Origin of the sequence: Arthrobacter nitrophenolicus, assembly GCF_000332815.1 — a bacterium.
In the GTDB taxonomy this organism is placed as follows: domain Bacteria; phylum Actinomycetota; class Actinomycetes; order Actinomycetales; family Micrococcaceae; genus Arthrobacter; species Arthrobacter nitrophenolicus.
Window position 1 is genome coordinate 1 of record NZ_AOFD01000081.1, and the last position, 14175, is coordinate 14175.

Below are 14175 nucleotides of genomic sequence, written 5' to 3' on the forward strand. Positions count from 1 at the left end.
CAGGCCGTTGCCGGTGCCGGGGTACGTCCAGAGGGTGCCGCCGGAGTCCCGGGCGAGGAGGTCCGGCAGGCCGTCACCGGTCAGGTCCCCGGCGGCGCTGATGGAAGTCATGACATTCCAGCCGTCACCCACTGCGACGCGCCAGCCGAACAGGCCGGTGCCCGTGCCCGGGTAGGTCCACAGCGTGCCGCCGGAATCGCGGGCCAGCAGGTCCGATTTCCCGTCTCCGGTGAAATCCCGTGCTGCCGGGAACGGGGCGGGCACCGCACCGATGTTGAGCAGCCGGTTCGGCGTGCCGGCCGACGCGTTGCTGATGACGCCGGGGGTGGCCGTGGAGGACAGCTCGGCTGTCACCTCCGCCGGTGTGGCCTCGGGAATCCGGGAAAGGATGACTGCTGCCGCGCCCGTGGCGTGGGGAGCCGCCATGGACGTGCCGCTGACTGTTGCCGCGGCGGTGGTGGACGAATGGATGGCGGACGTGATGCCGACGCCGGGCGCGTACAGGTCAACGCAGCCGCCGTGGTTCGAGAAGGTGGCCTGCCGGTCAGAGGAGTCGCTCGCAGCGACCGTGAGTGCTTCGGCAACCCGCGCCGGTGAACTGTTGCAGGCGTCCACTCCGGAGTTTCCGGCGGCCACGGCCGCGGTGATGCCGTCAGCCATGACGCCGCGGACGGCGGAGTCCACCATGGTGCTCGCGGGACCGCCCAGGCTCAGATTGGCCACGGCGGGAGTGCCCGCGCGGTGATGGGACACGACCCAGTCAAGGCCGGCCACGATATCGGACATGTACCCGTTGCCGTTGCAGTCGAGGACCCGGACCGGGACGATGGTGGCGGCCTTGGCCACCCCGTAGGTCTGGCCGGCGACAATCCCGGCAACGTGGGTCCCGTGGCCGTTGCAGTCGCTGCTGCCCCGGCCGTCGGCGACGGCGGTCCAGCCCGCCGCTACCCGGCCCCCGAACTCGGTGTGCTGGGCGAGGACGCCGGAATCGACGACGTAGGCCTGGACGCCGGCCCCGGAGGACGGGGGCGTGAAGGTGCCGGAGAGCGGAAGGTTGGTTTGGTCCACCCTGTCCAGGTTCCACGGCGCGGGCTGCTGCGTATCGAAAACCTGGACCGGCTCATCCGGTTCGACGGCGGCCACCCGGGGCGAGCGGGCCAGTGCAGCTGCCTGTGCCTTGGTGGCTGTCACCGCGGCTCCCCGGACCGCCGCGGAGAAGGTCCTTCCTACCTGCACACCTTGGGACCGCAGGGACGCGGCCTCCTGGGCCACGTCGGCTCCTGTGCTGAAGCTGACGAGGTACCTGCCGCTGTCCGCAGGCGGCGGCACCTCCGGTTTTGCCGCCGTCGGAATGGCTGCGGCGGCGGGCTGGGCTGCCAGGGCCACGGCAGCAACGGCCGCCAGCACCGCGCCAAGAGAGCTTCCAAATCGCTGAGGGAATGACATTGGGATCTCCTAATAACCGATGCGTCCTGGGGTGAACAGGCGCGCACGGATACGCAGGATGTGCCCGGCCGGGCCGGGAGAAACTTCCCCTGGCCACGCCCTCTGTCTATTCCCCCCAGCGGCTCCGGCTGAGCCCGGAGCCTAGTCCCAGCGCAAGCTTTCAGGAAACCAGCGCCGAAACGCTGCCATCTTACGACTGGAGCCAGTGGAAGTATTACCCACGGGCGCGGGTTTCAACCCTTCAACCTTCGACCGGCGCCATCGCCACCTGCACCCCGGCGTCGCCGAACTTCTGCACCTGGACCGGGTCGGCGCCGTCGTCCGTCACCAAGGTCCACGGGAGCGCCAGGCGGGCCCACGCGTGGAACGGCCGGAGTCCGAGCTTGGACGAGTCCGCCAGCACATACACCTCGCGGCCGCGCCGGGCCATGAGCTCCTTGAGCCGGGTCTGGGCGTGATCCGCCTCGCAGATGCCGTCCTCGGCGGTGACGGCGTCGGCGCCGAGGAAGACACGGTCGAAGCTCATCCGCTCCAGCGCGGCCTCGGCCAGGGGACCTACGAAGCTTTGCGAGAGGCTCCGCAGCCGGCCGCCCAGGCAGTCCACCTCGATGCCCGCAGACTCAGCCAGCTCCTGCATCGTGTTGATCCCGGGCGTGGTGACGGACAGCTTCTCGAACCCCCGCAACTCGTGCGCCAGGGCACCCACGGTGGAGCCGGCGTCGAGCAGGATGTTCTCCCCGGGCTGCACCACGGCCGCCGCCCAGCGGGCGATGGCGTGCTTCTGTTCGAACGCCTCACCGGTGCGCTGCCGCAGCGACGCCTCCGGGTGCGCGCCCAGCGCCATGGCGCCGCCGTAGGTGCGGGCCAGCCGGCCCTGTGAGTTCAGGAGGGCAAGGTCGCGGCGGATGGTGGAAGCGGTGACCTCGAACCGGGCGGACAGCTCCTCCACGGAGGCGAGGCCGGTGGTGACGGCGAGGTGGTAGATCTCCTCGCGCCGCGCGTTTGCGGACAGCATTCCCGGTCTCCTTCCCGTGGGCATGGCCGTGGCAGTGCTACCCATGCTAGTTCCGGCCCCCAATCAATTGGTTTCGACAGGCTCAACCAACGGGGGCAGGTCTCGTGGCCATCTCCGCCGCCTGGTGCAGCGCCTCCACCATGGACCGGGAATCCGCGATCGCCTTGCCGGCGATGTCGAAGGCGGTGCCGTGGTCCACGGACGTGCGGATTACGGGCAGGCCCACGGTGATGTTCACGCCGGCCTCGATGCCCAGCACCTTCACCGGGCCGTGGCCCTGGTCGTGGTACATGGCCACCACCAGGTCGTAGTCGCCGCGGCCGGCCAGGAAGAACAGCGTGTCCGCGGGCAGCGGGCCCACAGCATTGATTCCGTCCGCCTGCGCCGCCTTCACGCCCGGCTCGATCTTCTCAGCTTCCTCGCCCTGGCCGAACAGGCCGTTCTCGCCGGCGTGCGGGTTGATGGCGCAGACGCCGATCTTCGGGTTCGGGATGCCCGCGCGGACCAGAGCTTCGTGCCCGCGACGGATGGTGCGCTCAACGAGGTCCGGGTTGATCTTGCGGATGGCGTCCATGAGGCCGATGTGCGTGGTCACGTGGATCACCCGGATCTTGGGGCTGGAGAGCATCATGGACACTTCCTCCGTCCCGGTCAGGTGCGCCAGCAGTTCGGTGTGCCCGGGGAAGATGTGTCCGGCAGCGTGCAGCGCCTCCTTGTTCAGCGGCGCCGTGCAGATGGCCTGCACCTTCCCGGCCATGGCCAGCTCACTGGCCACCCGGATGTACTCGTACGCGGCATGCCCGGCCACCGCGGAGAGCTGCCCCCACGGCAGGTCCTCCGGCAGCAGCGCCAGGTCGATCACATTCACCCGGCCCGGCGTGAACACCGCGTCTTCCACGTTCTCGATGCTCTGGATGTCGGCCTGGATACCCAGGATGTCCGCGGCCTGGCGCAGGCGCAACGCGTCGCCGATCACCACGGGCCGGCACTCGGCGTTGCTCTGCGGATCCAGCACGGCGGCCACCACCACTTCCGGGCCCACACCGGCGCCGTCGCCCATGGTGACGGCGACATAAGGGAGGGAGTTCTGCTCGGTGCTGGTGGTTGCGGGGGTTGTCATGTCTGCTCCAGGGTTTATGGAAGTGGTTCGGGGAAGGGTGTTGGCGGAAGCGTCCGCTGGGCGGCCGCGATGCTTCCGGATTTCGTCGTAAAGCTGAAGGAGTGCAAGGGCGTCGCCGAAGCTGCCGGGCTTGGTGCCCACCAGCGTTCCGTCGTCGGCGCGGCTGAGCACCGCCCCGTGCTGCACGGCCGCGAGCGGCACCAGGCTGTGATGCCCGGCGGCATCCAGGACTTCCCGGGCCGTCTCACCGCCGGTGAGGATCAGGTCAGTGGGCGCAGCCTTCGCTGCCTCGGCGGCGAACTTCGACAGTGCCTGCACGATCCGCGCTGATGCAGACGGGTCCACTTTTTGGGCCGCCAACGTGATGACGACGCGGTTACCTGCCTTCAGATCGTCTATAACCTGGGCCAGTTGGGGAGCGTAGGCCCCGATGGCACCGGCGTACTGCGGGTGCAGCCGGACCACCCTGAAGCCCTGCGCTTCCAGCTGCGCCAGCTGCGCCTGCGCGGTTCCGGACGCGGAGCCGACGACGGCGAGCACCGGCCACGCGGTTCCTTGCTGTTCCGCGGTGGCTGCCTCCGCTGCTGTCAATGGTTGCGCGTTGTGCGCAAAGCGCCCGGTGCCATGCTGCGCGGCGAGGCGTTCGGCAAGCACGTCGGCGGTGCCGCCGGTGCCTACCAGCACGATGCGGCGGCCACCCGTCTGGAAATTGAGTTCCAGCAGGGCGTCCACCACCTGTTCGAGGTCCTTGACGATTTCGCCGTCGGCCACCACCAGGGCGGGCTGGCCGCCCTCCAACAGCTCGGCCAGACGGAACGGCGCACTGCCTGACCGCACCCCGTCCAGGTTCATGGTCCTGACTGCGCCCGGATTCTCCGGGCGCAGTAGCGATGGAATGTCGGCCGGCGGTGCCGACTGTTCCGCGTGCCAAAGGTCTGTCTCGGCCAAGGGAGTGCCGGCAACAAAAGGCCGGCCCGTCCGGACTGAGCGCTGCAGTTGGGGGAGCGCCCCCGCAACGACGGCATGGAAGCCAAGGCTGGTCAGCGCCGCAATCTCTGCGCCCACGTTACCCCGCCACAGGGAGTCCATCTTCTTGAACATCACCTGCGCGCCCGATGCCGAGGGACTCAGGAACGCATCTTTCGCCAGCAAACCGGCAGCGGGGCCGGGAAGGCCGCGGGAATGCGTATCGGCCACCACCACGTCGGGAACGGGCCCTGTAAAGGAGGCGCCGCCGTCGTAAGTTTCATCCGGGACCGCGGCGCCCAGCAAAAGCTGTGTGCGCAGTCCGTGCTGCGCAAAGCAGAAGCCAACCTCGGCGGCGCCGGAGAAATCGTCGGCCTGCACAAATACGGAAGCCACATTGCTCCTCTCGCGTTCGTAGCTGGCGGGAACCCCGCCGGATCAGCGGGAGTCCTAACATCATGACACGGTTGCGCGAATCACGCTAGATGGGTTGCGCAATTTGCGCAGGGGTGGCAAAGTGATGGACACAACATTCGGCGCAGCCATCCGGCCACCCGCCGTCCCCGATCTACCGAGAGGTCAACGATGACCGTTCTTCCTCAAGGAAGTGAGATTTCCCGCCGCCGCCTGCTGCAGTTCGGCGCGGCCGCCGGGTTTCTGCTGGGCACCGGCAGCCTGGGCGGCTGCGCCGGCCCCACCGGTCTGCCGGGACCCAGCACCCTGACTTTGGCCCTGAACCGGTCCCTGGTCAGCCTGGACAACAAGCTCAACCAGTTCGACGCCGCCGTCACCGTGCAGCGTTCGGTCCGCCAGGGCCTCACCGCCATCGGCCCCGAAACCAAGCCCATCCTGGTCCTGGCCGAACGCTTCGAAATGACCGGCCCCACCGAATGGACTGTCACGCTCCGCGAGGGCATCCGCTACTCGGACGGCAGCCCGGTCCGGATCGAGGATGTGGCCACCGCACTGCAGATGTACAAGCAGGTGCAGGGCTCCTTCGTGGCCGGCTTCTTCCCCGAATTCCCCGAGGTTGTCCCGGTGGATGACCGCACCTTCAAGATGGTGTCCAAGAACCCGGTCCCCATCCTGGACTCGCTGATGAGCATGATCCTGATTACCCCGGCCGCGCAGAACAAGCCGGAGGAACTGCAGGAAGGCGTCGGCACCGGCCCCTACGTCGTCACCAAGTTCAACCGCGGCGCCGGCACCTACAGCCTGCAGCGCAACGAGAATTACTGGGGCCCGAAGCCCGAGGTCGAAAACGTCGAAGTCCGGTTCCTCCCCGAGGAATCCAGCCGGGTCATCGCCCTCCGCAGCGGCGAGGTGGACATCATCGACTCCATCACGCCCGACTCCCGCGAACAGCTCGCCGGACTCCCCGGTGTTCAAATGAAGGAGGCATCCAGCCTCCGCCTGAACCAGATCTTCTACAACTTCCGCAAGCCCGCCGGCCACCCGCTGGCCGATGTCCGCGTCCGCGAGGCCCTCAGCTGGGCAATCGACGGCGAGGCGCTGGTGAAGGATGTGCTGGTGGACTCCGTCAGCGCCGCCGAAGGCGTCACCCCGGGCAGCCTCACCGGATACCACAAGACCGGCACCTACACCTACGATCCTGAGAAGGCCAAGGCCCGGCTCGCTGAGCTCGGCGTCAAGGACCTCACCCTGAAGATCATCTGGGAAACCGGCGAGTTCGCGTCCGACACCTCCGTGATGGAGGCCCTGGTGGAGATGTTCGGCAACATCGGCGTGAAGACCGAGCTGCAGCAATTCGAACCCGGCGGCAACATCCTGGCCTGGCGCCAGGGCAAGCAGGGCGACTGGGACCTGCTCGGCAACGGCTTCTCCAGCCCTACCGGCCTGGCCATCACCATGATGCAGGGCATGTACGCCGGCACCCCGGAAAAGGAAGCAACCCGCGACACCTACCAGGGCTATGTCTTCCCCGAGGTGCAGGCCAAGATCCAGGCCGCGTCCTCCGAGGTTGACCCCGCCCGCCGGGAGGAACTGCTGGCGGTCGCGCAGCAGGCCATCTGGGACACCTGGCCGTGCGCCTGGGCGTTCGTGCCCAAGTCCGTCCTGGCCCACCGGGAACGCGTGTCCGGCATCAACCTGGCACCCACCAACTCCTACCCGCTCGTCGACGCCCGGCTGGAGGCCTAAGCCATGACGAACTACATCCTCAAGCGCATCGGACAGGGCCTGCTGACCGTGTTCCTCACGGTGTCCACCGTGTTCATCCTGATCCGCATGGCCCCGGGCGATCCAGCCGTTTCCTACGCCGGCCCGCTGGCAACCACCGAACAGCTGGACGCGGTCCGGGAGCAGTTCGGCCTGAACAAGCCCGTGCTGGAGCAGTACTGGATCTTCATCCAGCAGCTGTTCACCGGCAACCTGGGCCAGTCCTACTCGTTCCAGGCCCCGGCCATGCAGGTGGTCTTTGAGCGGATGCCCTACACCCTGACGCTGGCGACGTCGGCGATCCTGCTGACCGCTGTCGTCGCCATCCCGCTGGGTGTGTGGATGTCCCGCCGTCCTGACACCGGCCGCGAATTCGGGGTCAACGTGCTCACCATCGCCGGGCAGTCCATGCCCGACTTCTGGACCGGTATCATGCTCCTCACCGGCTTCGCCGTGCTGATCCCGATCTTCCCGGCGTCCGGTTTCGCCACCTGGGGCGGGCTGGTCCTGCCCACCATCACCATCGCCATCCTGCAGATCGCCCTGATCTCCCGCATGGTCCGCCGCGAGATGACCAACAACTTCGCCGCCCCGTACCTCACGGTGGCCCGTTCCCGCGGCGTCCGCAGCTCCCTCCTCACGTGGCGCTACGCCATGGGCAACTCAGCCATCCCCGTCTTCACCGCCCTCGGCACCCGGTTCGCCGCGATGCTTAACGGCGTGGTCGTCGTCGAGGTGGTGTTCGCCTGGCCAGGCGTCGGCTCCCTGATCGTCCGGGCCCTCGAGACCCGCGACTACCCCCTCATCCAGGCAACGGTCCTTATCACCGCGCTGCTGGCGGTGGCTGTCCAGCTGCTCATCGACCTCGCCTACCCGCTCCTTGATCCCCGCGTTCGTCTTGGAAAGGCGGCCACAGCATGAGCCTCGACACCGCAACCCCCGCAGCCGGCACACCGGCCCGGCAGCCCAGCCCCAGCGCCGTGACCAAGGCGGACATCGCCAAGGCAGGTGCCACCCGCCGTCGTAAATCCGCCCAGCGGAAACTCATCATCGGCACCGTCTGCACCCTGCTGGTGATCATCCCGATCATCCTGGCCCAGGTGCTGCCCCTGCCGGATGCCAACTTCCAGGACCTCGGGGCACGGCGGCTGCCGCCGCTGACCGACGGGCACCTCTTCGGCACCGACCAGCTGGGCCGCGACCTCCTGTCCCGTGTCCTGCACGGCGGCCAGGTTTCGTTGACCATCGGCCTGCTGGCCGTCCTGGTCTCCGGCGCCATCGGTGTGATCCTCGGTGCTGCGGCCGGCTACTACGGCGGCTGGGTGGACACCATCGTCTCCCGCCTCCTCGAAGCCCAGATGTCCCTGCCGCTGCTGATGATGCTGCTGCTGGTGGTGGCCCTGTTCGGCCCCTCCATCCCGGTGATCACCTTCGTGATCGCCATCGCGCAATGGCCCGAAGTTGCCCGCCTGACCCGGTCCATGGTGCTGGTGGAACGCGAGAAGCCGTACGTCTCGGCCGCCCGGATCCTGGGCCTGCACAAGATCCAGATCCTGCTCCGGCACATCATCCCCAACGTCATCAAGCAGGCCACCCTGGTGGTGCTCCTTCTGCTGGCCCAGGCTGTGCTGCTTGAGTCCGCGCTGTCCTTCCTGGGCGCCGGCCCGCAGCGGCCCTTCGCCACCTGGGGCCGCATCATCTCCGACGGCCAGGACTACATCACCACCTCCTGGTGGATGGTCACCCTGCCCGGCCTGGTGATCGTGCTCATGGTGGTGGGCGTCAACCTGCTGGGTGACGGCCTCCGCGACCGTCCCCGCCGCAAGAAGAAGGGTGCCTGACATGAACACTTCCACTGAGCAGCCGAAATTCACCGAGCAGCCGCTGCTGGAGGTCCGCGACTTCCAGGTGGAGCTCATCACGGACACGGCCATCATCCGCGCCGTGGACGCCGTCAGCTTCAGCATTCACCGCGGCGAGACGGTCACCATCATCGGCGAGTCCGGCTCCGGCAAGTCGACGACGGCGATGGGCATCCTCCGCCTGCTGCCCGAGGACCTGGCAGTGCTGTCGGGCACCGTGGTGATTGACGGCGTCGATATCTCCGCCGATCCCAAGGCCATCGACAAGGTGCGCGGCAAGACCCTGGCCCTGATTCCGCAGGACCCCATGACGGCGTTGAGCCGGTGCATTCGATCGGCAGCCAGCTGTTCGAGGCCATCCGGATCGCCGGCGCCGCGCCGGCCAAGGACAAGGCCGCGCTGCAGGCCCGGGCCGTGCGCCTGCTGGAGCAGGTGCACATCCCCACGCCGGAGAAGCAGCTGAAGAAGTACCCGCACCAGCTCTCCGGCGGCATGCTGCAGCGCGTGCTGATCGCCATCGCGCTGGCCAGCGAGCCGCAGCTGCTGGTGGCGGACGAGCCCACCTCCGCCCTGGACGTCACCGTGCAGGCCGGCATCCTGGACCTGCTGCTGGAACTGCAGGAACAGCGCGGCATCGGCATCCTGATGATCACGCACGACCTTGGCGTGGCCCGCCTTATCTCGGACCGCATCCACGTGATGAAGGACGGCTCCTTCGTGGAGTCCGGTGAAGTCCAGCAGATCGTGGACCATCCCGCCACCGAGTACACCCGCACACTGCTGTCCGCCGTTCCAGTGCTGGGGCCCTGGGACGAAACGCCCGCCGCGCCTTCCGCCGGACACTCCGCCACGACGAACCCAGCTCTCACCCAGACCGGAGCCAAGCCATGACCAAGCCGTTCCTCGCCGTCGACAACCTCGTAGTGGACTACCACGTGCCGGGCGGGACCTTCCGGGCCGTTGACGACGTTTCGTTCTCCGTGGACAAAGGCAGGACGATTGCCGTGGTGGGTGAATCCGGCTGCGGCAAATCCACCGTGGCCAAGGCACTCATGCGGCTGGTGACCCCCACCAGTGGCAGCATCGTCCTCGACGGCACGGACATCGCGTCGATGAGCGAGTCCAGGTTGCGGCCCATGCGCTCCAAGTTCCAGATGGTCTTCCAGGACCCGTATGGCTCCCTGGACCCGCACATGACAGCGCAGGAGATCGTGGCCGAGCCGTTGAAGCTGCAGGGTGTCCGGTCGAAGGCTGAGCGGCATAAGGCGGCCGCGAAACTGATTGACCAGGTTGGTCTGCCCGTCCGGTCCCTGGATAAGCACCCGGGGGAGTTCTCCGGCGGGCAGCGCCAGCGCATCGGCATCGCCCGGGCGCTTGCTTCCAAGCCGGAACTGCTGGTCTGCGACGAGGCCACCAGCGCCCTGGACGTGTCAGTGCAGGCGCAGGTGCTGCGGCTGCTGAAGTCCATCCAGGACGAAACCGGCATCACCTACGTATTCATCTCGCACAACCTTGGCGTGGTGCAGGAAATCAGGGATACCGTCATGGTGATGCAGCGCGGCAAGCTGGTGGAACTCGGCAGCACCGAGTCCGTCCTGACCGCCCCCAAGGAGGACTACACCCGCAAGCTCCGCCGCGCGGCCCTGGACCCCTCCACCATGACCGGCCTGAAGCCGCGGCACATTGTCCGCTCCCTGGCGCTGGCAAACCAGTCCAACTGACCTTCCCGAACGAACGCAACCACGAGGAATCAACGCATGAGCACGCAGCCCGAAGACGCCCAGGTGGACGGCCTGAAACTCCCCATCTCCCGGCTGGTCCTGGGAACCATGACCTTCGGTGACACCGCCGACGAAGCCACAGCGGGCCGGATGGTGGAGGAGGCGCTCGACGCCGGCATCACCACCATCGACACCGCCAACGCCTACGTCGGGGGAGTCACCGAGGAGATGCTCGCGCGGCTTCTGAAGGGAAAGCGCGACGGCGTCATCCTGGCTTCCAAGGCCGGCATGCCGCATGCGGACCACGGCTCCCATTCGCCGCTCTCGCCCGCAGGCCTGCGGGCCAGCGTGGAGGGGAGCCTGCGCCGGCTGGGCACGGACAGCATTGATCTGTTCTACCTGCACCAGCCGGACCGCGCCACGCCTCTTTCTGACACCTTGTCCACGGTGGCGGAACTGGTTGCCGAGGGGAAGATCGGCGCGCTGGGCGTGTCCAACTTCGCCGCCTGGCAGATCGCCGACGTCATCCACACGGCGCGCGACGTGGGAGCGCCGCGGCCCGTCGTCGCGCAGCAGCTGTACAACCTGGTGGCCCGCCGGCTGGAGGAGGAATACCTCGAGTTCGCGTCCACCCACAACGTGCACACCATGGTCTACAACCCCCTGGGCGGCGGGCTGCTCACCGGCAAGCACAGCTTCGACGCCAAGCCCACCGAGGGCCGCTACGGCGACTCCAAGCTGGCCGCCATGTACACGCAGCGGTACTGGGACAAGCAGCTGTTCGACGCGATCGGCGAGCTGTCCAGGATCGCTGACGGCGCTGGCGTTACCCTGGCCGAGCTGTCCCTCCGCTGGCTGGCCTACCGCGACGGCGTGGGCTCCATGCTCCTGGGCGGATCCAAGGTGGAACAGCTCCGCGCCAACATCGCCGCCGTGGCCAACGGGCCGCTGCCGGCCGACGTCGTGGAAGCCTGCGACGCCGTGGGCACCTCGCTCCGCGGACCGATGCCCGCCTACAACCGCTGACACTTTCTTACTGACTGAACCGAACTGACTGAAGGACTCTGATGACCTCCGAACTGGCCCTCGAATTCGCCCGCAAGATCCGCGCCCGTGAACAGGCCGTGGGCTACTGGGCGGTGCTGGACGCGCCCGTGGCCACCGAACGCATCGGCCGGCTGGGCTACGACTACGTGGCCCTGGACGCGCAGCACGGCCTGCTGGGCTACTCGGGCGTGCTCAACGGGCTGATGGCCATCGACGCCGGGCACACCGCCGTCGGCATGGTCCGGGTGGAGGCCAACGACTTCACTGCCATCGGCAAGGCACTGGACGCCGGGGCCGTGGGCGTCATCGTCCCGCTCATCAACAACGCCGAGGACGCCGCCGCCGCAGTGGCGGCCGCCAAGTACCCGCCGCTGGGCGGCCGCTCGTACGGGCCGATGCGCTCGGCCCTGCGGATCGGCCCCATGCCGGCCGAAGCCAACGCCACCACCCTGGTGTTCGCAATGATCGAGACGCCCGAGGGCCTGGCCAACGTGAAGAAAATCTGCGCTACCCCGGGCCTGGACGGCATTTACGTGGGCCCGTCCGACCTCGCGATCGCGGTGGGAGGGGCGTTCCCCGGGGATCCCGCCGTCGACGCCGAATTCAACGCAGCCCTGGAAACTGTCGCCGAGGCCGCCGCCTCCGCGGGCATCGCCGCCGGCATCCACACACCCGCCGGAACCGTGGCCAACCAGCGGCTGCAGCAGGGCTACACCTTCACCACCGTCGCCTCCGACCTGACGCACCTGGAACAGATCGCCAAGTCTCACCTCGACGCCGCTCGCTCCGATACCTCCAAGGACCAGTAACCATGACCACCACCACGGACAACTACAGCACCATCACCCCGGACGGCCAGGTGAAGCGGGCCGACGGCGCCGACTTCGCCTACCTGCCCGCGCCCACCGTGCAAAGCCACGCCGCCAACCTGCTCACCCTCCCGGACGGCCGGCTGGGCTGCGTCTGGTTCGGCGGCACCCAGGAAGGCGTGCCGGACATCTCCATCTGGTTCTCCGCCCTGGAACCCGGCAGCAGCCAGTGGTCCTCCCCGGAACAGCTCTCCGACGACTCCACCCGCTCCGAGCAGAACCCCATCCTCTTCACCGCGCCGGACAAGTCCCTCTGGCTGCTGTACACCGCGCAGAAGGCGGGCAACCAGGACACCGCCGAGGTCCGCCGTCGTATATCCACGGACAGCGGCCGCACCTGGGGTGAGGTGGAAACGCTGTTCCCCGCGAACGAAACCGGCGGCGTGTTTGTCCGCCAGCTCCCGGTGGTGCTGCCGTCCGGCCGGCTGATCGTGCCCATCTTCCGCTGCATCACCACGCCGGGGGAGAAATGGGTGGGCAACAGCGACGACAGCGCCGTGATGATCTCCGAGGACGGAGGCGCCACCTGGACTGAGCATGTCCTGCCGGGCAGCCTGGGCTGCGTCCACATGAACATCCAGCCCGTGGCCGACGGCTCGCTGTTGGCCCTGTTCCGCAGCCGCTGGGCGGACTCGATCTACGAATCCCGTTCCACCGACGACGGCTCCACCTGGAGCGAACCGGTGCCCACCGAGCTGCCGAACAACAACTCCTCCATCCAGTTCACCGCGCTCGCCGACGGCCGCCTGGCCCTGGTCTACAACCACAGCCGGGCTGGGGAGGGCACCGAGCGGCGGCTGTCCCTTTACGACGAAATTGACGACGACGGTCTGGCGGACGAGCAGGGGCAGGTCGCCGAACCGGACGCTGCAGCTTTCTCCGAGGACGACGGCGTCAAGCGTGCCTTCTGGGGGACGCCGCGCTCGCCCATGACGCTGGCCATCTCCGAGGACTCCGGCCGCACATGGCCTATCCGCCGGAACCTGGACGTGGGGGACGGGTACTGCCTGTCCAACAACTCCCGTGACGGGCTCAACCGGGAATACTCCTACCCGTCCATCCACCAGGGCCCGGACGGCGCCCTGAACATCGCGTACACGTACTTCCGGCAGGCCATCAAGTTCGTCCGGGTGGACCCGCAGTGGGCCTATGACGGCACCACCACTCCCGGCGGGGACGCATGACCAGGCATGCGGTGGTCACAGGGACCAGCTCGGGCATCGGCAAGGCCATAGCCCAGCGGCTGCTGGCGGACGGGTGGAAGGTGACCGGGCTGAGCCGGAGTGAGTCCGCCCTGGACGGGAAGTTCGAGTGGCTGCAGGCCGACCTTTCTCAACCGGAGTCCCTGGCGTCCGCGGTCTCTTCGCTCGAGCCGGCAGATGCCCTGGTGCACGCCGCCGGGTTCCAGCGGACCGCCCATCTTGGGTCACTGGACCCGGCTGCTTTGTCCGGTATGTTCACCGTCCACGTAGCTGCGGCGTCCGTGCTGGCCAACGCGCTGGTGCCCACCATGCCCGACGGCGGCCGCATCGTCCTGCTGGGCAGCCGCACCTCCACGGGGATGCCCGGCAAGAGCCACTACGCCGCCACCAAAGCTGCGCTGATGGGGTTGGGCCGGACGTGGGCGCAGGAGCTGGCACCGCGGGGGATTACCGTGAACGTGCTCTCCCCGGGCCCCACCGACACCCCGATGCTGAATGATCCCGGCCGCGCCGCCACTCCCGTGAAAATGCCGGCGCTCGGTGCCCTGGTGGACCCGGAGGATGTGGCTGCCCTGGCCGCGTTCCTCCTGGGCCCGCACGGAAAGTCGATCACCGGCCAGAACTACGTGATCTGCGGCGGCGCCTCCCTATAGCTCAGTCGGGGGTTGAGCCTGTCGAAGCCTGAACCTGTCGAAATTACGCCCGTCGAAACCCCAAAACGCCGGAACGGTGCGGGGACGCTGAAGCGG

At 68.0% G+C, this 14175-nt stretch carries 13 protein-coding genes; 10 read left to right on the forward strand and 3 right to left on the reverse strand.

Annotation, left to right across the window (positions count from 1 at the left end; translation table 11 throughout):
• The 3 genes from G205_RS19185 to pdxA form a co-directional block, all read right to left on the reverse strand.
• The coding region (locus tag G205_RS19185) for a S8 family serine peptidase (RefSeq protein ID WP_152419636.1) at nucleotides 1–1446 on the reverse strand (1446 nt) is incomplete at its 3' end.
• A gap of 241 nt (nucleotides 1447–1687) precedes the next feature.
• Nucleotides 1688–2461, reverse strand: coding sequence for a DeoR/GlpR family DNA-binding transcription regulator (locus tag G205_RS19190; RefSeq protein ID WP_009359469.1), 774 nt, complete (start codon nucleotides 2459–2461; stop codon nucleotides 1688–1690).
• Nucleotides 2462–2543: 82 nt separating this feature from the next.
• The gene (pdxA, locus tag G205_RS19195) at nucleotides 2544–4943 is read right to left on the reverse strand and encodes a 4-hydroxythreonine-4-phosphate dehydrogenase PdxA (RefSeq protein WP_009359470.1); all 2400 of its coding nucleotides are present in this window, start codon (nucleotides 4941–4943) and stop codon (nucleotides 2544–2546) included.
• Nucleotides 4944–5132: 189 nt separating this feature from the next.
• On the opposite strand from pdxA, the gene G205_RS19200 reads away from it, so the two are divergent.
• Genes G205_RS19200 through G205_RS19240 form a run of 10 tightly spaced genes read left to right on the forward strand, consistent with a single transcriptional unit; the run spans nucleotide 5133 to nucleotide 14079 of the window.
• A complete protein-coding gene (locus G205_RS19200) occupies nucleotides 5133–6707 on the forward strand; it encodes an ABC transporter substrate-binding protein (RefSeq protein WP_009359471.1) in 1575 nt (524 codons plus the stop codon).
• Between the two features lie 3 nt (nucleotides 6708–6710).
• The gene (locus tag G205_RS19205) at nucleotides 6711–7646 is read left to right on the forward strand and encodes an ABC transporter permease (RefSeq protein ID WP_009359472.1); all 936 of its coding nucleotides are present in this window, start codon (nucleotides 6711–6713) and stop codon (nucleotides 7644–7646) included.
• Entirely contained in the window at nucleotides 7643–8566 is a 924-nt protein-coding gene (locus tag G205_RS19210) for an ABC transporter permease (protein WP_009359473.1), read from the forward strand. Before G205_RS19205 ends, G205_RS19210 begins: the two co-directional genes overlap by 4 nt.
• Before the next feature lies 1 nt (nucleotide 8567).
• Nucleotides 8568–9050 (forward strand): ATP-binding cassette domain-containing protein, encoded by a 483-nt coding sequence (locus G205_RS23555; protein ID WP_052014202.1) that lies wholly within the window; start codon nucleotides 8568–8570, stop codon nucleotides 9048–9050.
• Nucleotides 9020–9478 carry an ATP-binding cassette domain-containing protein gene (locus G205_RS23560; RefSeq protein ID WP_268743687.1) on the forward strand — a complete coding sequence of 153 codons (459 nt, stop codon included), beginning with the start codon at nucleotides 9020–9022 and terminating at the stop codon, nucleotides 9476–9478. The genes G205_RS23555 and G205_RS23560 overlap by 31 nt, the downstream gene beginning before the upstream one ends.
• Complete coding sequence (locus G205_RS19220; protein ID WP_009359474.1) at nucleotides 9475–10308, forward strand: ATP-binding cassette domain-containing protein; 834 nt, start codon at nucleotides 9475–9477, stop codon at nucleotides 10306–10308. The genes G205_RS23560 and G205_RS19220 overlap by 4 nt, the downstream gene beginning before the upstream one ends.
• Before the next feature lie 36 nt (nucleotides 10309–10344).
• Complete coding sequence (locus tag G205_RS19225; protein WP_009359475.1) at nucleotides 10345–11334, forward strand: aldo/keto reductase; 990 nt, start codon at nucleotides 10345–10347, stop codon at nucleotides 11332–11334.
• Between the two features lie 41 nt (nucleotides 11335–11375).
• Nucleotides 11376–12164 (forward strand): HpcH/HpaI aldolase family protein, encoded by a 789-nt coding sequence (locus G205_RS19230; RefSeq protein WP_009359476.1) that lies wholly within the window; start codon nucleotides 11376–11378, stop codon nucleotides 12162–12164.
• A gap of 2 nt (nucleotides 12165–12166) precedes the next feature.
• Complete coding sequence (locus G205_RS19235; RefSeq protein ID WP_009359477.1) at nucleotides 12167–13408, forward strand: sialidase family protein; 1242 nt, start codon at nucleotides 12167–12169, stop codon at nucleotides 13406–13408.
• Complete coding sequence (locus G205_RS19240) at nucleotides 13405–14079, forward strand: SDR family NAD(P)-dependent oxidoreductase (RefSeq protein ID WP_009359478.1); 675 nt, start codon at nucleotides 13405–13407, stop codon at nucleotides 14077–14079. The genes G205_RS19235 and G205_RS19240 overlap by 4 nt, the downstream gene beginning before the upstream one ends.
• Nucleotides 14080–14175: the final 96 nt, after the last annotated feature.